The organism is Vibrio sp. JCM 18905, assembly GCF_055393305.1.
Genome location: NZ_AP043878.1, coordinates 1,837,461 through 1,853,173 on the forward strand (window position 1 = coordinate 1,837,461; position 15,713 = coordinate 1,853,173).

Sequence of the window (15,713 nt, forward strand, 5' to 3'; positions counted from 1 at the left end):
CAGAAAATATGGATAGAGATCAGTTTAAGTCTATACCTGAATACTTGATCCCAGACAGCCTCGCCATGTTGTGATCCCATGTAGCTAAATCATGGCGACTAAATTCATTCAGAGCGTGGTGACCACATGCCCTTGCCATAACTTGCATGAGCTCGACCGAGGATTCGAAGAAATTTTTCAGTTGCTGAGATGATTTTTCGATATCGAGACGCTGCCTCAAATCGGCATTTTGCGTTGCGATTCCCGCAGGGCAATTATTGGTGTTACAAATCCGGGCCGCGACGCAACCGATCGATTGCATCGCACTGTTTGCTATCGCCACTCCGTCTGCCCCAAGTGCCAACGCTTTGACAAAATCCATAGGAACTCGCAACCCACCAGTGATGATTAATGTGACGCGGTCACTTGCGCCTTTTTCATCTAAGTACTTACGCGCACGAGCTAACGCAGGAATGGTTGGCACGCTAATATGATCACGGAACATAGTTGGCGCCGCGCCCGTGCCACCACCGCGACCATCTAAGATGATGTAATCGGCACCCGCATCGAGCGCAAATTGTATGTCTTGCTCAATATGGTTTGCACTGAGTTTAAAGCCAATTGGAATGCCGCCAGTGATGCCACGGACTCTGTCAGCAAACTTTCTGAAATCGTGAGTAGTATGAAGATCTTTAAATGTTGGCGGTGAGATTGCTGGTTGGCCTTCGGGGATACCTCTCACCTGAGAGATCTTACCCACATTTTTATTTGCTGGAAGATGACCACCCGTGCCTGTTTTGGCGCCCTGCCCACCTTTAAAATGAAAAGCCTGAACATTAAGAAGCTTAGATTCATCGTAGCCAAACTGAGCACTGGCAAGCTCATAGAAATACCGCGAATTTGCAGCTTGTTCTTCAGGTAACATCCCCCCTTCACCGGAGCAAATCCCAGTCCCTGCCAACTCAGCACCTTTTGCTAGCGCAATTTTCGCCTCTTCCGAAAGTGCGCCAAAACTCATGTCCGACACCAACAAAGGAATAGCGAGCTTGAGCGGCTTACGCGCGTTTGGCCCCACAATCAACTCGGTAGACACGGGAACGTCTTCTAACAACGGTTGTGTCGCCATTTGCGCCACCATGATTTGTATAGCATCCCAATGTGGTAGCAAATGCCTAGGAACCCCCATTGCAGCCATCGGACCATGATGACCGAGTTTAGAGAGCCCTTCTCTCGCTAATTGGTGGATAAACTCTAGGGTTGGTTCTTCTTGAGTAGCGGACGCAGTCGGTTTGTCACTTTTCTCTCGTTTTTTCTCAGGGCCTTCTTTGCCGACTTGCTCAGAAGAAAAACGCTTATGTGTTCCATCACAAAATGGGGCATTAGAGGTATGCTTGCACTGGCAGAGATACGCTTCTTCATCTTTTTCCGCAGTAAAGCTCATTGGCTTTAAGCCTGTTCCCGAATGCGACCCATCGCAATAAGGTTGATTTTTAGAACGTCCACATCGGCAAAAGTAATATTCTTGCCCTTCGGTTAGATTCACTTTAATCGGCTTATTATCGGCGATGATTGGCTTGCTCATGTTGCCCCCTGTTTATTATTGTTAACCACGCTTTCTCGCTGGCTTGCAATAAGCGTAGAACAGGAGCGGAAAGAGCGTCAGCGAAACCAGAGTAAAATACGCGATTGTCGCTTGCCTCACCTATACTCTTTATGGGTCTCATACACGTGGAGGCTATATGACGATTGCAACCCGATTAGATGAATATTTGACTGAGCATAACATTCACTTTCAAACCGTGAATCACAGTCACAGTCATAGCTCGCTACAAAGTGGTGTTGCCGCAGGTGTGCCTTTAATGAATATCGCAAAAGGCGTCATTCTTGAGGATCATGAAGGGCATCATATGATGGCGGTCTTACCTGCCAACAACAAAATCAGTTTGTCGAGATTAAACGATGAATTTAACGCTACTTTCCACTTGGTGAAAGAGCGTATGGTTTACCGACTCTTCACTGATTGTGAGCACGGCGCAATTCCACCGATTGGTAGTCCTTACCACATGTCGACCGTTTGTGATGAAAGATTAGCAAACTTGGAACATGTCTATCTTGAAGCCGGCGATCATGAAACTCTGATTAAGCTAGATAGAAAGGCATTTAAAGAGCTAATGAACGACTGCAAATACTTAAGATTCAGCAGTGAAGTTCTGCATTAAACTTCCAAAAATCTGTCGACATTTCGTGAAAAAGGCTCTTTCAAAAAGAGCCTTTCTTTTTCTATTGGCGGTGCATGTCGGAAGCTTCTCGGCTTTTAGTAATCCGCAATTTAGAACGCATAGAAACCAAAAAAACCGCCCGTTTGGGCGTTTTTTTTCAATCCAACCACTATCGAACAAAAATCTTTTGAATCGCTTTTATCGCCATAGCTCTGCGACGCATTAATGCCCCCGTCCTTGGTAGCCATTTCGGCGTGTGGAGTACGGTTTTCGCGTGGCTAAAGGTTCTGAATCCTTCCACTCCGTGATAATGACCAATGCCTGATTCACCAACGCCACCGAAAGGCGCATCCTCAGCGCCAACGTGTAATACCGTGTCGTTAATGCCGACGCCGCCACTGTGTGTGTTGCGTACAATATGTCTGATGCTCGATTTGTTGTCCGACATAACATACAGCGCAAGAGGTCGCTGGTGCTGATTAATGTAGTCAATCGCTTCATCTACCGCTTTGTAAGGCTTGATGGGTAGAAATGGCCCAAATATTTCCTCTTGCATGATGCGCATATCTGTCGACACGTCTGTGATCAAATGAGGATACAAAAGCCTTTCCTGTTGAGGTGACGCTTCAACAGTATGGATGCTTGCGCCCTGAGCTTTGGCGTCCTCAAGTAGCGCAGTCAAACGATCATACTGTCGTTGATTGATAATATGGGTCAGCTTTTGATTCTTGTTGGATTTCAAATAGAGTTTTTCAAAACGTTTTAAGAACAGCGTGATGAACTCTTCGACGCGTTCTTGTGGTACAAACGCGTAATCAGGCGCGACACAAATCTGACCGGCATTGATGCATTTACCAAACAAAATCGCATCAACGGTTTTCTTCATATCTGCATCTTCTGCAATGATCACCGGAGATTTTCCACCCAGTTCTAACGTCACTGGAGTCAGGTTTTCAGCCGCTGCTTTTGCCACAGCGCGACCAACATTTGTCGAGCCAGTAAACAAAAGATGATCGAATGGCAGTTGGCTGAATGATCGTGCAACGTCCGCTTCACCTTCAAATACTTCGACATATTCAGACAACTCGCGACAAATATTTACGATGACTTTATTGGTTTTGGGCGTAAATTCGCTGAGCTTCATCATCACACGGTTACCTGCGGCCAAAGCAGTAACTAAAGGCGCAAGGCTCAAAATGACAGGAAAATTCCACGGCGAAATGATCCCGACCACGCCGAGTGGCTGATACTGAACAGTCACTTTCGACGGAGCAAGCAACAGACCGGATTCACGCTTACTTGGTTTGCACCACTTTTTTAGCTGCTTGATGGTGTAATTGATGTGCGAGACCGTCGGCAAAACGTCGGTCATGGCGGTATCAAATTCGGAACGATAACCAAAATCGTCACTCAGCGCTTCCACCAATGCTTGTTTATTCGCTATCAGAGCTTGTTTTAGCAAGACAAGGCGCTGCTTACGCTCATCCAAACTAGGATAAGGTTCGGCGGCATACGCCGCTTTTAAGCGATCAAGGCTTTGTTGTAACAGGTTGTCCACTTCAACCTCTGCGATTGCGTTCATGATGCTTCTCCTAACCTAGTTTCAACCAATGACGCTCCAAATTAACACGAGCGCAACAATGTTACTATTGTAGCGCTCGCGAAATTAGAGTTCGAACTCTGATTAAAATATCAGTGGGTTTGGAGCTAAGTCAGACGCAACTCATAAATGCCGAGCCGTTGAGAGCGGTCAAGCGTCTCGAACTCGTGATCAATGTATTCTTTTAATGTAGCACCAGCACGCTCAGCAATATTGATGCTGGCAATGTTATCTTCCATACAGTGGAATTGGATGAATTGCGCGTGCCCTTTCTGCTTCAAAAAAGGAATCAACACCGCGAGTACTTGGTCGATCACTCGGTGTCCTCGCCCATTGTTGGCAAGCCAATAGCCAATCTCAGTGACGCGTGTGTGCGAATCCACACCTTTAATGCCAATAACACCCGTAAACTGCCCATCAAAATAAATAGCGCACCAGTGGGCATCTAACGCTTTGCTGTTCACGCGCTGAGAGATGTAGTTCACCGCTTCTCTGCGGTTGGTCACAAAGTCCGTCCAAGGCAAATAGCCAGAGAGGCTGTTTCGATACGTGTTCACCACTTCCAGTAAAACGGTCGCGTGTTTGGTGGTAAGAGGCTCAATTGAGACCCTTTCTGAAACAGAAAAACTGGCCTGCATGCTATTTCCTTGATACGCCTTTTGGCACATGACCTCATCCATCCACATTATCCCTTTTTCAGTAAACACTACTCATAAATCCTACCGCCTCATTGCGTTGAGAACAAACTTCCATATTCGTTATTTCAAACGTGCTTAAAAGGATGGTTATCTCGTCTAGTCTGTTTGTTCAATCAACGTAAATGGCGTCAACGACTCCACATCCACGTAATGCCTCCACACATGTTCGTAAAGGTGGTGCTGATTTGCAAACGGCGCTAGTCGCTTTGCTTCTTCAAGCGTACACCAACAATACTCAGTGTGTTCTTCGTTAAGTACAACCGATTGGTTAGGTGGACAAAGTAATACGAAGCATGGAATAACCATGATGCGGTTATTTTTTGCTTCGTAGAACTGTTCTAGAAAGTCTGCAGTATGTAACTCAACATCGTCAATTTGCGTCTCCTCTTTCAGTTCTCTGAGAATAGTTTGCCATCCGGTTTCACCGGCCTCTACACCACCAGCAACATGGCACCAATAACCACCTTTAACACGTTTGAGCAACAGCATTTTATCGACGCCATCAATTTTAGAAATGACAACGCCAGAAGTATGCGTTGCTTGTACTGGGATCATGTATGCTCCTTAAATATCTAGATATTTCCTAGATGCGCTCCATGCGCGAATGAAAGATAGGGTTGCTTGAGAACCCATAGTCTACTGCTTATTCTCACTCTCGGCAGATGTGTTTGAATATCACGGATCATTTTGTGAGCTGAGTATGCTAAAGTGCGATCTGTCGCAACAAGTGAGCAGTAAAATGTCTAATTCATTCAACACTCTGGTTCCCATTGGTGTGCGCTTTATGGTGCTCTCCGCATTCGGTTTCGCGCTAATGTCTGCCACAGTAAAGCATGTCAGTCTTCATGGTATCCCTGTATTTGAGATTGTTGCAGCGAGGGCACTCGTCTCACTTGTTATCAGCTATTTAGATGTTAAGCGAAAACGAATTTCTGTATGGGGCAATAATAAGCCATTACTGTTTGCGCGTGGCGCAGTGGGTACCATGGCATTGATGTGCGTATATTATTCGGTGACTACCTTACCTTTGGCAGAAGCGACCATATTCCAATACATTCACCCAGTATTTACTGCGCTCCTAGCCGTCTTTTTCTTGAAGGAACGCATTCAACCATCGACGTTCCTTTGTATTGCCTTGTGCTTACTCGGCATCTATATAATGGTAAGTCCAGAAACAGGACAAGAAGCAGAGCGCACTTTACCTATGTTTAGCGTAATGATTGCAATCTTGGGCGCATTTGGTAGCTCAATTGCTTATGTCATTGTTAGAAAACTTAGCCAAACTGAAGATAGTTCAGTGATCATTTTCTATTTCCCTCTGGTTGCTCTGCCCGCTTCACTCTTACTGATTGGCGATGATTTTGTTATGCCCGACCTGTATCTGACTTTCATGTTGGTTTTGGTTGGTGTATTCACCCAAGTTGGGCAATTGGGATTAACCAAAGCAATGCAAACTCAGCAAGCGGGCAAAGCGTCTGCTTACTCGTATATTCAGATCGTATTTTCTGTGTTGTTAGGCATCATTTTCTTCGGCGAAATCCCGCTCATCTGGACGTACATCGGTGGTGCACTAATTGTAGCGGGCGCACTCATTAACGTATTTGGCCGCCATTTGCGATTGCCATTCGTTAAGCGCAGCGCTTAACCCTTCAGCCCCAAAGCGAGATAACACTAAAACGTAAAAAGCCAGAGTCGACTCTGGCTTTCTTTTTATGTTTAACCTGACGTTAAGCGGATAATTTTAATCCAGCGATACCGGCAACAATAAGCAGTAAACTCAGCAATTTTATCAGCGTCGCGGGCTCGTTAAATATGTAGATACTGACGATTGCCGTTCCAATCGCTCCTATACCTACCCAAACGCCGTAAGCGATACCGAGTGGTAGCGTCTTTAATGCAATTCCAAGTAACCAAAAGCTCAACACCATAAACGTAACGGTAAAGCCAGATGCCGCCAATTTGGTAAAACCTTGTGAGTATTTTAGTCCGACAGCCCATGCCACTTCGCATAAGCCAGCAATGAAGAGAATTCCCCAAGCCATGTCATATTTCCCAACGAGATGGGGTCGTCCCCGAGAAAAGATAGAGCGGTGAGGTCGTCCTCACTTCTTTGTGACTCGCTATTATATACAGAAAATTGAACGTAAAAAATAAGGCCCTGATATTTCAGGGCCTCTTTACATAAAAATCGCTAGGGCTTAGCGATGATGAATACGGTACCATCCGTCAACGTAAAGCTAACCTCACTGGTTTTCTTTCCGATACCGGATAAACTGCACTCGTTATCGTTATCACACGGCGTATTTGAAATAACATTCCACACGCCATTCATCAAGCCAGAACCAGTAATAATCGCCGTCCATGTTTTACCATTGTTGATTGATTGTGTAGTAACTTCATCAGATGGTGGTGGCGCTTCTTGTCCTACATAACTTGCTTCCACGTTCAAGTTACTGTAACTGCTGTAAGCGTACACGCCAATGTGCCACGTTCCTTCATTCGGAGAAGTAATACTACATGCTTCATTACTGTTGCTACTGTATGAGCGACAATCGTAGCTAGTTAAACTTGGTTCACTTCCCAGCTTAACGTAAAGATCCGCATCGCCGTTTGCTCCCGATGTGGTAACAGTAAAGTCTGAACTGTTGGTAGGCACATCAATCGTAAAACAATGCCACTCACCAGTAGATGAAGAGTCTATGTTGCTGGAAACACCATTGTTTAGGGCGATAGCCTCACACGTGCTAGATGGTGGCTCGACGACTCCGCCATCAACTGAAACACCGACCTGAGCAAAAGCGTCGGCTACATCATTCGCCGCCACGTTTAAGCTTTGGGCGGCCGCCAATACACCCGCAGCTGCAGAGTCAAACGTTTCGCTTGGCGTCCAGTAGTTCTGGTTAGCGTACGCAAAAACCTCGAACGCTTGTCGCGTTCCCCAATTGTACTCAACCGCCAATAGATAAAACGCTTTGTTAAACACACCACTTGAATAATGCACATCCATGCCACTCACATACTGAGACGCGTGATCAATTGAACGACCATCAAGGGGCGGATTATCCATATAGCGCAACGCCGCATTGGCAGCCTTTCTAATATCGTACCCAACTTTCCAATCGTTAGAACCACGTGAATAGAATTCAGCCGCCTCACCTGCCATATCTGAGAAAGCCTCATTGATTCCGCCAGATTGCTCTGAATAAATCAGATCAGAGTTTTGTTCTGTAAATCCATGGCTAACCTCGTGCGCTGAGACATCTAAACTCACTAAAGGATAGAAATAACTCGCACCGTCGCCAAAAGTCATGCTTGAGCCATTCCAAAAGGCGTTTTCATAGCGTTTGCGGTAATGCACTCGCATTTGAAGCTGAAACCTTAAGGGAGCAGTATTCAGCCAATCTTTGTACATGTCGTATACCACTTTGCCAAAGTAATGCGCATCGTTTAACGGGCTGTACGCTCCATTAATTTCTTTAACACTATTGGTTGGACAAACGAACGTATGTGTATTGCCAGACGTCCTACCATTCAAGTTGATGGTTTTGACCACGCCAGGAATGTCCATCAAACACGTATCACCAGATTGCTGGACTAATAGAGACTCAAAGTCCACACCATAATGATAACGACCAATTTTTTGGTTTCCTCCTGGACCATTCGCTTCTACGTGCGCTAACCCCTCATATTGCAGCAAAATGTTTCCTGTTTTAGCATCAACAAGAAAGGTGGGACGTGTAGGCTTACCTCCATGCTCATTATCAGCAAAAAATTGGACAATATAAGCTAAGTGCGCCACGTCACTTTTATCGACATAAATACGTAAACCTTGGCGCTGATTATCTATTTGGTATCCGTTTTCACGGTACGGCTTTTGCGTTGAAGACATTACTTGAGAAAGCGACAATTTAGGCACCATATCATTGATATCTCTGGCAATATCCTTTACGAGAGTGCCGTTGATATGCTTGATTTGGCCCTGTTTATCACGATGTACGACAATTTGCTTGCCCCAAATCGGGACGCCTTTAAACATCTGCTGATATCGACTATGCGTACCGCCGTTTTTACCTTTGTTAGTTTTCAGCTTTTGTACACGATTTCCATTTTGTAAACCTAACACACGATCTATATTTTGTGTGGCTGCAAGGTTGCGTTTTTCTAAAGCAACAACAAGACCATGGTTTTGCTCTAGCCGTTCGGACTGAGCGGCGGATAAAGATGTTGAAAAAAGAAGTGGTGAAGCAAGCATTGCCGTGACAAATAGCCTGCTCTGATAGTTTGATACTGAACCCATCGGTTAGCCCCCTATTTTGCATCAATAGCAAAGCCAAACTGACCAGTTCTATTTGTTTGTTTCTCACCCAAAAGTGAAGTCAAACTTATCGTAATTATCCCGCTCATTGATTTTAGCACACACAATCATACAGCTTATGCTTTAGTGCCATTTCATCTATTAAAAACGACACTATTTTTTAACAATTTGCATATAACCTTTTGGTGTTGAAAGTGTTGCGTTTATTGCACAAATCACACAAAAACTAATTGAACATGTAAATATGAAAACGTTTGTGTGATTGATATCGCTTAAAACAATTACTGATGACTTTAATATTCAGCAGAATCAATTATAAGGTATGACGTACCCATGAAAACAATCAAAACCTCTATCGCTCTCCTGGTTGGCGCCGCTCTATTATCTGGATGTAATGACGACACTGAATACGTCAATGTTCAGCCTAAAGAAGTAAAAATAGCGACTTACAACCTCTCTTTTGACCGTGCAACTTTTGAAGCTTTAGTGAGTGAAATGCAAATTGAACCAGCGCAGCAAACTGTATTGGTTACTGCCTATTTAGACGGTTCTATCGCCGCTGAAGACAAAACCACTGCGGAAAAAGTCATTCAAATTCGAAACGTTGCTGCGATTATTCAGAAGAATCGCCCTGATGTTCTTATGATGGCGGAATACAACAACGACGGAACAGGCGAAAACAAAGCAGCCCTTGAAGGCTTCCAGAAGAACTACCTGTCTGTCGCGCAAAGCATCAATGGTGCAGGCGGTGAAGCGAACCTTGAACCTATCGAATATCCTTACGCGGAGTCTTACTCTACCAACACAGGTTTGCTAAGCGAGTTTGACCTCGACAACAATGGAACAGCAGGTCAAATGCCGGGCGATGCATGGGGCTTTGGCATGTACCACGGTCAATACGCCTTTGCCCTAATGTCTAAATACAAGATTGATACGGCAAATACGCGCACGTTCCAAGCGTTTAAATGGAAAGATATGGAAGGTGCGAAGATTCCAACCATTACTATCTGTGACGGCTCACAAAAAATTCCAGATGGCATGAAGTGTGGTGATGAGTGGTACTCTGCAGAAGAATGGGATCAAGTACGCCTATCTTCTAAAAACCATGTAGATGCACCAATTATCATTCCGACTCGCAATGGCGAGGAAGTTGTGCATCTACTGATGTCGCACCCTACTCCACCAGTATTCGACCCAGGTAAAAACAAAGCGCAAAACGCAGCCGAAGTAGAGTTCTGGCATCACTATATTCAAGGTAAAGACTATTTCTACGACGATGCTGGTAAGAAAGGCGGCTTAGCGAGCGGGGCTAAATTCGTAATGATGGGCGATCAAAACCTTGATCCAGTAGCCGGTGACGGTATTAGCTCTGTAATGCAAGAACTGCATAATGATCCATTGGTTAACCAAACCGTGATGAATGGCGAGCTTTATCCGACAAGCTTTGGGGCAGCCGAACACGCTGTTGACCGCAGTTCCACTCACCCATATCCGAATCGCATCACTTCGACGTTTGGCTTAGGTGTAGATTATGCCTTGCCTTCTGCAAACCTAAATGTGGTGGACTCTGGTGTATACTGGTCAGCTTCTTATGAAGAAGGTCGTAAGCTATTTAACGATGCGCGTATCGGCAAGTATGGTGATGGCAAAGATGTGTCTTCCGACCATCGCATGATCTGGATTAAAGCACAGTTCTAAACTGTGTCATTTAAATAAAAAAAAGCCAACCACAAGGATTCGTGATTGGCTGTATATATTTGTGAACAAAGTGGTTCACTAACAACGTCAGTTGGCTAGGTGACCCTCGGCTTAGAAAGGGTCACTCATACTAAAGCATGAGGCGTGCCAACTTTGTAGCGCACAAAAACAGGTTGTTATTTAATCACTTTCATTAAAACTTCACCAATAGCCACTGTTTGCTCACGCAATGAATTGCAATTTGCAAATTATTATTGGCATTTCGCAATAAACCCTACCATTAACTTTTGTTCTATGGCTTCCTAGCCAAATCACGTGCGAGGATTAATGCGAGTCCGAATACTTGCAAGAAGAGCCCGATATTCTTGTACCAAGCGATCTTTTCATCTTGCTTTGCCATTACCTCATTGAGCTCTACATTCTCAATGTAATAGTCATCAATGCGATCTCTATACGAAGCTTGTGCTTGGTTTATCTTTGACATTAGCTGAGGGAGTTTATCTATTTGTATTTCATCCGATTCGTGATGAGTCCAAGAGGATAAGTGCCCTTCCAATATCTGTTCTATCTCCGAAGGTATCGCTGCGCTCTGACCTATGTGCAAGTGAAGCAGCAACGCCTCTCTTTTTCTTTCTAGAGTTTCAACGCTATTCCACGCGAGTTGGATGGAATACAAGTTTTCCGCCTTTTGCTCTGCGAGTTGCGAATACTGTTTGCCAAGCCTATCAAGGACCAAGCTAGTAAGAACGATCGCGCCAATATTCAGTACTAACCCAATCAGAACGAGTACCCATGGCGGCGGGATATAGCTACGAAGACTTACCATAACTTATCGTACGGAAGATAAATCATATTCAGCACAACCAGAGAAAGTATCACTAGGAATGTCACCTGCATGCCCCTAACACGCCTTTTTAAGTCCTCTTTCAATATACCTCGAGCATGGATAATCCGACCGATCACGAAAATAATGCCTGTGAGATGTATCCAGGTTGGATAAGCGCTATTGAATTCTAATAGTGCCATTAGAATCAGAGTAATGGGGATATATTCTGTCGCGTTACTCTGTGCACTACGAGCGATTTGGAGAGCCTCTACTCCTCCGTCAGCATAAGCAACCTGATTTAAGCGACGCTGCTTAATCACTTGAACGGCCAACCAAATAATCAGTATTGCAAGAATGCTAGCGTATAGAGCTGTGATCATATGTCGTCCTTTTTGATCCGGTTTTCATTATATAGCGTGTCACTTGGCTATAAATATAGCGGTATCCTAATGATAATGCGTCAATTAACCTCAAATTATGCTTTGACTCGAATATAAGAAAACGAGTAAGAGAATACTTTATGGAACTAAAAACGCCCTCGAATAGAGGGCGTGAGAGTGAAATCGTGAATATTCAAGAATGGTGCACTATAAAGGATGATTGGCCAGCTTTTTACGCTTATGCCCTTTGACAATACTTTCAAAGATTGTAAATAACAGCCCCACCCAAATAAAGGCAAAAGTCACTGCTTTAACTTCATCAAACAGTTCACCGAAAAACATCACAGCCAAAACAAATTGCAAGCTTGGTTCAATATATTGCATTAAACCAACTGTCGATAAGTTTGTTATACGTATCGCGATAGAATAAAAAATCAGTGGTAAAAGCGTGATCGGTGCGCTGCCAAAGTACAAAAGCAATGTTTTGATATCTACGCCTGAAGCCAACTCACCCACTGTCCATTGTTTGTAAAACAAATACGCCACGGCAACTGGAGTCAATAGCAGGGCCTCAACAAACAAGGTGGTGCTCCAGTCGTATGCTATCTTCTTCTTGTACAAGCCATACAAAGCAAAGAACAACCCCATCGTTAGTGCGATAACAGGCAACTGGCCATAATGAATCACTTGATACATCACACCAATTGTTGCTAGCACAATTGCGATGAGTTTACCTTTTGAAAGCTTATCTCCAAGAATAAACACGCCTAGCGCCACTGACACTAACGGTCCAATAAAAAAGCCTAAGCTTGCATCAATGACTCGATGGTGAGTCAAAGCCCAAGTGAACGCACTCCATGAAATACACATCAAACTGCTCGCGACAAACGTGTACCACAAAGATTTTTTGTCACACCAGATTTCTTTCCAATTCGGTCCTCGACGGGTTATACCAAGCACAATTAAAAAACCGACCGGAACTGAGCCGATGATTCGCCATGCCAGCAACTCATCCATTGAAGCATTCGGTAAATAACGATAATAAATGGGTAGCAGCCCCCAAATTACAAAGGAGAATGCTGCCATAAAAGTGCCATAACGAGTGTTATTCATAAAACTATCGCTCATCTAAACGAATAAGTCAGCGCAAACAAATCGCGCTATGCATAATAAAAGGAACGCGATATCCCTGTGAGTTTAAGATGCTGAGGGCATTATTGGTTCAACGCTTGTACTACTGCTGTAAACCCACTCACAAAACACAACATAAGTGCTCCAAACCGAATTTTTTCTTTTGGTAACGATTGGGTGGTTTTCATCGCGAGCCAATACCCAAGTGCTGCCGCAGGTAACAGCGGAATAGTAATCACCAAATGGTGTAATGTGAAGAAACCAGCGGGAATTTGAACAACGAGCGAAATGATGGAACTGAAAACAAAAAATGCCGATAGGTTACCACGTAACTGATTCGCTTCTTGATGTTGCAACAACAACGCCATCGGTGGGCCTCCAATCGCCGAACTGGTACCAAACAATCCTGAAAAGAATCCTGCTAATGTCATACGCGATGGTGTGGGTTCAACCCGAAACGGTAAAACACTCACCACAACCGCGAATAACACCAAAAAACCAATCCAAAGTGTAAGGGCTTGAGTCGAGACAAAAAACAGTAGCAAGCCGCCAGCGACCGATCCGGGCACACGCCCAATCAATGCCATTTTTAAACCGCCGATTTCAACACTACTGCGGTGCTTCATCGCATTCATCAACGAAATAAATAACGCGACTAAACAGATTGGTGCAGGCACATACTCCGGCGCCCAAAGAATCAGTAAAGGTGCGGCAACAATTGCCAAGCCAAAGCCTATTGCGGTTTGTACATAAGAGCCAAGAAATATTAGCCCTATCGCAAGCAAGTTTATCGAATCGAATTCCATTTAGATTATTCTTATATTTGAAAGCCAAACACGAAACCAAAGCACATTCGCACGATGAATGCGTCGAGTGTGTTGTGATATGAATCTCGCGTAGCATTCATCAAAGTGAACAAAAAGACAATCCATTTGTGCGGTTTGCCGTCACTTCTTTTCGTCTTTCATTCAGCCGATGTACACGTATGCTTATATCTAGGCGAATTCATGCTCGACTGTTCATGCAGCATTTCTTCCACGGAATTAATGACTGCTCAAAAACGGCCGCATTAGATCTTTGAACCCTCCTCCCGCTCTATGTAGGCGTAGCCGATTCTCACTACGTCGGTATAGCACTTTATGACTCATCGCTTTATACTATTGATCATTTTGTCATTACCGTACTTATTTACACAACAACAAGTGTACGGTCAGTGTTACTTTTTCTACCTTTAACTTGCTGTGAAAATAATATGAGAAAACAAACTGGATTTACTCTAATAGAGTTAGTCGTAGTTATTGTCGTGCTTGGCATTCTTGCTGTCACTGCCGCACCACGCTTTTTAAACCTTCAAAGTGATGCGCGTGAAGCGCGTTTAGGAGGCATGAAGGGCGCGATTGCATCAGCGCTCGGTGTCGGTTATGGGAAAATGGCGATTGCAGGGTTGGAACACTATCCATATATATCAAACAAACACACAGACGCAGGTTCAGGTAAAGGCCCTGAAAATTTGCCTTTCTCAGGCTGTGAGTTGAATGGCTCTCTTAGCTGTACATTTAGGTACGGTTACCCAGATGCAGACGAAACAAGCTTAGCTATATTAGTCTCAGAACTTGAGAATCAGTATGGAGATAGTGACTGGAAAATTGTTCAAACTAATAACATTAAAGTCGTCATTTCAGCAAGAGATGATAAAAATAGCAGTTTAACTCAATGTGGGATTTTATATGGACCACCGCAGGGTCCAAACGAAAATTACACCTTGGAAATTCTTCCATGTTCACAATAAAATAAGGCTGCCCATCGGCAGCCTTATTTTTAATCTTATCGGGTTTGTTTACGCAAAGTTAAACACGTATTTATCCATCATATTCACCATACGGCCAATCTCTGGCTTGGTAATCGTATCATTTGCGCCAAGAGACAGTGCTTTGGCCCGGTTATCCTCACTCATCAATGATGAGAACATAATGATCGGCATTTCATGAAACGCTTCAGTATCGCGTAGTCTCTTCACTAAGTGCATACCATCCATTCGAGGCATTTCTACGTCCGTAACCACCGCATCTAACAGCTCTTTAACTGGCAAGTTTTCTTCTTTCGCGACCTCGATTAAGCTCATTAATTTCTCATGAGCCTCACCACCGTCTTTACAAGTGATCACATTGTAACCTGAAGAAGCTAATGTGTCTTGAATCAAAGAGCGAATAAATGCTGAGTCATCCACCACCATGATCGTTTTAGCATTACGCTTACCCACCATTCTCTGGTTTAGATCTACCGACTTATCCCCTTTCACATCGTATTTTTCCATACTCAGCTCTGGGTTAATATCCGCGATGATTTTTTCAAAGTCGAGAATCATGATCAGGTTGCCTTCTTTGCGAACAACGGCCACTACACAATCTTGTTCGCCCGCTTCCAAAAACTGACTTGGTGATTCCACATCATTCCAAGAGATACGATGAATACGTGAAATACTATCAATCAGAAAGCCATTGGTCATTTTGTTGAAATCAGTAACGATAACAAACTTACGCTCTAGGTCCTGGCGTGTTGGTACACCTAACCAACCAGCTAAATCTACTAAAGGCGTCAATACATCTCTGGACGAAAACACCCCGATCATGTGAGGTTGTGCGTTTGGATAATCGGTTGTCTCTGGTACGCGAATCACTTCTCGTACTTTCGCAACGTTGATGCCGTAATAACAAGTTTTTGTGCTGCCATCCGGCAATGTTTTTTCTAAATGAAACTCGATGATTTCAAGCTCATTGGTACCACTTTCTGTCAAAATGGTGCTGGTTACGTTACTCATAAAGCCAATTATCCAACCAAAATACGCATCAGAAAAAGTTTGATGCAAA

At 44.1% G+C, this 15,713-nt stretch carries 15 protein-coding genes; 4 read left to right on the forward strand and 11 right to left on the reverse strand.

Annotated elements, in window-relative coordinates:
* Window positions 1-19 precede the first annotated feature (19 nt).
* A complete protein-coding gene (locus ACZ5ZC_RS08085; protein ID WP_464931588.1) occupies window positions 20-1,561 on the reverse strand; it encodes a glutamate synthase-related protein in 1,542 nt (513 codons plus the stop codon).
* 157 nt (window positions 1,562-1,718) lie between these two features.
* Here ACZ5ZC_RS08085 and ACZ5ZC_RS08090 point away from each other — a divergent pair, with 157 nt between their 5' ends.
* Window positions 1,719-2,198, forward strand: coding sequence for an aminoacyl-tRNA deacylase (locus ACZ5ZC_RS08090; protein ID WP_006742302.1), 480 nt, complete (start codon window positions 1,719-1,721; stop codon window positions 2,196-2,198).
* Between the two features lie 169 nt (window positions 2,199-2,367).
* Here ACZ5ZC_RS08090 and ACZ5ZC_RS08095 read toward each other — a convergent pair whose 3' ends face one another.
* The 3 genes from ACZ5ZC_RS08095 to ACZ5ZC_RS08105 all read right to left on the reverse strand — a co-directional run bounded on the left by ACZ5ZC_RS08095 (window position 2,368) and on the right by ACZ5ZC_RS08105 (window position 5,051).
* A complete protein-coding gene (locus ACZ5ZC_RS08095) occupies window positions 2,368-3,780 on the reverse strand; it encodes a coniferyl aldehyde dehydrogenase (RefSeq protein WP_464931589.1) in 1,413 nt (470 codons plus the stop codon).
* 125 nt (window positions 3,781-3,905) lie between these two features.
* Window positions 3,906-4,478, reverse strand: coding sequence for a GNAT family N-acetyltransferase (locus tag ACZ5ZC_RS08100; RefSeq protein WP_054867401.1), 573 nt, complete (start codon window positions 4,476-4,478; stop codon window positions 3,906-3,908).
* 114 nt (window positions 4,479-4,592) lie between these two features.
* Entirely contained in the window at window positions 4,593-5,051 is a 459-nt protein-coding gene (locus tag ACZ5ZC_RS08105) for an NUDIX hydrolase (RefSeq protein WP_048624976.1), read from the reverse strand.
* A gap of 184 nt (window positions 5,052-5,235) precedes the next feature.
* On the opposite strand from ACZ5ZC_RS08105, the gene ACZ5ZC_RS08110 reads away from it, so the two are divergent.
* Entirely contained in the window at window positions 5,236-6,141 is a 906-nt protein-coding gene (locus ACZ5ZC_RS08110) for a DMT family transporter (RefSeq protein WP_054867480.1), read from the forward strand.
* An 82-nt stretch (window positions 6,142-6,223) separates the two neighbouring features.
* On the opposite strand, the gene ACZ5ZC_RS08115 is transcribed toward ACZ5ZC_RS08110, so the two are convergent.
* Window positions 6,224-6,538 carry a DMT family transporter gene (locus tag ACZ5ZC_RS08115; RefSeq protein ID WP_054867402.1) on the reverse strand — a complete coding sequence of 105 codons (315 nt, stop codon included), beginning with the start codon at window positions 6,536-6,538 and terminating at the stop codon, window positions 6,224-6,226.
* Window positions 6,539-6,687: 149 nt separating this feature from the next.
* Window positions 6,688-8,793 carry a M4 family metallopeptidase gene (locus ACZ5ZC_RS08120; protein ID WP_464931590.1) on the reverse strand — a complete coding sequence of 702 codons (2,106 nt, stop codon included), beginning with the start codon at window positions 8,791-8,793 and terminating at the stop codon, window positions 6,688-6,690.
* A gap of 351 nt (window positions 8,794-9,144) precedes the next feature.
* Here ACZ5ZC_RS08120 and ACZ5ZC_RS08125 point away from each other — a divergent pair, with 351 nt between their 5' ends.
* A complete protein-coding gene (locus ACZ5ZC_RS08125; RefSeq protein WP_167427440.1) occupies window positions 9,145-10,509 on the forward strand; it encodes an endonuclease/exonuclease/phosphatase family protein in 1,365 nt (454 codons plus the stop codon).
* A gap of 292 nt (window positions 10,510-10,801) precedes the next feature.
* On the opposite strand, the gene ACZ5ZC_RS08130 is transcribed toward ACZ5ZC_RS08125, so the two are convergent.
* The 4 genes from ACZ5ZC_RS08130 to ACZ5ZC_RS08145 all read right to left on the reverse strand — a co-directional run bounded on the left by ACZ5ZC_RS08130 (window position 10,802) and on the right by ACZ5ZC_RS08145 (window position 13,652).
* A complete protein-coding gene (locus tag ACZ5ZC_RS08130) occupies window positions 10,802-11,335 on the reverse strand; it encodes a hypothetical protein (protein WP_047008291.1) in 534 nt (177 codons plus the stop codon).
* On the reverse strand, window positions 11,329-11,715 hold the full coding sequence (locus tag ACZ5ZC_RS08135; protein ID WP_012842326.1) for an MAPEG family protein: 387 nt from the start codon (window positions 11,713-11,715) through the stop codon (window positions 11,329-11,331). The genes ACZ5ZC_RS08130 and ACZ5ZC_RS08135 overlap by 7 nt, the downstream gene beginning before the upstream one ends.
* 207 nt (window positions 11,716-11,922) lie before the next feature.
* Window positions 11,923-12,828, reverse strand: a complete 906-nt coding sequence (rarD, locus tag ACZ5ZC_RS08140; protein WP_237285036.1) for an EamA family transporter RarD — start codon at window positions 12,826-12,828, stop codon at window positions 11,923-11,925.
* A gap of 101 nt (window positions 12,829-12,929) precedes the next feature.
* Window positions 12,930-13,652: a sulfite exporter TauE/SafE family protein gene (locus ACZ5ZC_RS08145; RefSeq protein ID WP_054867404.1), complete on the reverse strand. Its 723-nt coding sequence runs from the start codon at window positions 13,650-13,652 to the stop codon at window positions 12,930-12,932.
* A gap of 446 nt (window positions 13,653-14,098) precedes the next feature.
* Between ACZ5ZC_RS08145 and ACZ5ZC_RS08150 the strand changes: the two genes are divergently transcribed.
* Window positions 14,099-14,635, forward strand: a complete 537-nt coding sequence (locus tag ACZ5ZC_RS08150; RefSeq protein WP_464931591.1) for a prepilin-type N-terminal cleavage/methylation domain-containing protein — start codon at window positions 14,099-14,101, stop codon at window positions 14,633-14,635.
* 48 nt (window positions 14,636-14,683) lie between these two features.
* Here ACZ5ZC_RS08150 and ACZ5ZC_RS08155 read toward each other — a convergent pair whose 3' ends face one another.
* Window positions 14,684-15,664 carry a chemotaxis protein gene (locus ACZ5ZC_RS08155; protein WP_025998672.1) on the reverse strand — a complete coding sequence of 327 codons (981 nt, stop codon included), beginning with the start codon at window positions 15,662-15,664 and terminating at the stop codon, window positions 14,684-14,686.
* Window positions 15,665-15,713 lie beyond the last annotated feature (49 nt).

Coding starts and splice junctions, on each gene's coding strand:
- ACZ5ZC_RS08125 (WP_167427440.1), top strand. CDS start 9,145: ATGAAAACAATCAAAACCTCTATCGCTCTCCTGGTTGGCGCCGCTCTA.
- ACZ5ZC_RS08135 (WP_012842326.1), bottom strand. CDS start 11,715: ATGATCACAGCTCTATACGCTAGCATTCTTGCAATACTGATTATTTGG.
- ACZ5ZC_RS08105 (WP_048624976.1), bottom strand. CDS start 5,051: ATGATCCCAGTACAAGCAACGCATACTTCTGGCGTTGTCATTTCTAAA.
- ACZ5ZC_RS08090 (WP_006742302.1), top strand. CDS start 1,719: ATGACGATTGCAACCCGATTAGATGAATATTTGACTGAGCATAACATT.
- ACZ5ZC_RS08150 (WP_464931591.1), top strand. CDS start 14,099: ATGAGAAAACAAACTGGATTTACTCTAATAGAGTTAGTCGTAGTTATT.
- ACZ5ZC_RS08110 (WP_054867480.1), top strand. CDS start 5,236: ATGTCTAATTCATTCAACACTCTGGTTCCCATTGGTGTGCGCTTTATG.
- ACZ5ZC_RS08100 (WP_054867401.1), bottom strand. CDS start 4,478: ATGGATGAGGTCATGTGCCAAAAGGCGTATCAAGGAAATAGCATGCAG.
- ACZ5ZC_RS08145 (WP_054867404.1), bottom strand. CDS start 13,652: ATGGAATTCGATTCGATAAACTTGCTTGCGATAGGGCTAATATTTCTT.
- ACZ5ZC_RS08095 (WP_464931589.1), bottom strand. CDS start 3,780: ATGAACGCAATCGCAGAGGTTGAAGTGGACAACCTGTTACAACAAAGC.
- ACZ5ZC_RS08130 (WP_047008291.1), bottom strand. CDS start 11,335: ATGGTAAGTCTTCGTAGCTATATCCCGCCGCCATGGGTACTCGTTCTG.
- ACZ5ZC_RS08115 (WP_054867402.1), bottom strand. CDS start 6,538: ATGGCTTGGGGAATTCTCTTCATTGCTGGCTTATGCGAAGTGGCATGG.
- ACZ5ZC_RS08085 (WP_464931588.1), bottom strand. CDS start 1,561: ATGAGCAAGCCAATCATCGCCGATAATAAGCCGATTAAAGTGAATCTA.
- ACZ5ZC_RS08120 (WP_464931590.1), bottom strand. CDS start 8,793: ATGGGTTCAGTATCAAACTATCAGAGCAGGCTATTTGTCACGGCAATG.
- ACZ5ZC_RS08155 (WP_025998672.1), bottom strand. CDS start 15,664: ATGAGTAACGTAACCAGCACCATTTTGACAGAAAGTGGTACCAATGAG.
- rarD (WP_237285036.1), bottom strand. CDS start 12,828: ATGAATAACACTCGTTATGGCACTTTTATGGCAGCATTCTCCTTTGTA.